This window comes from Psychrobacter sp. GW64-MNA-CIBAN-0177, assembly GCF_040309585.1.
GTDB lineage: Bacteria > Pseudomonadota > Gammaproteobacteria > Pseudomonadales > Moraxellaceae > Psychrobacter > Psychrobacter okhotskensis.
In genome coordinates, this window is sequence record NZ_JBEOOY010000068.1 from 1 (window position 1) to 462 (window position 462).

Consider the following 462-nt stretch of genomic DNA (forward strand, 5'->3'; position numbering starts at 1 on the left):
GGGTATGACCATTGATGGTATCGGTGGTGATATGACCTTGATGCGCTGTGACGATTTGAGTGACCAATGACAAACCCAAACCTGAGCCTTTTTTCTTTTGCTGCAAGCGCACAAAGGGGCTAAATATCTCTTCACGCTTGTCTTCAGGGATGCCGCCGCCTTCATCAATCACCGCTAGCACCACATAATTTGGTTGCGGACGTACAGGTTCTGGTTTGACTTTTTTTAGATGTTTCTTGAATAGGTTTTCTTTACGTTGAGTAGCAGGTGGCTGATTTTCCTGTGCATCATTGGCATTTTTATTAGGAGCGGTATTATTTTGCTCTGCGTTTGATAGCTTGTTCTGTGCAAGCTTGTTCTGTGCAAGCTTGGTCTCTACACGCTTAGTCTGTGCAAGATTAGCATCTGCTATTGTATTTTCTGCCAGTTTAGGTTCAGCAACCATTCGCCAGTTGCCCTTTT

The 462-nt window shown here is 44.4% G+C and carries 1 pseudogene; it reads right to left on the minus strand.

Annotated features, from left to right (window positions below):
* Window positions 1-334: pseudogene (locus AAEY79_RS16720) on the minus strand (sensor histidine kinase); the annotation flags it as partial.
* Window positions 335-462 lie beyond the last annotated feature (128 nt).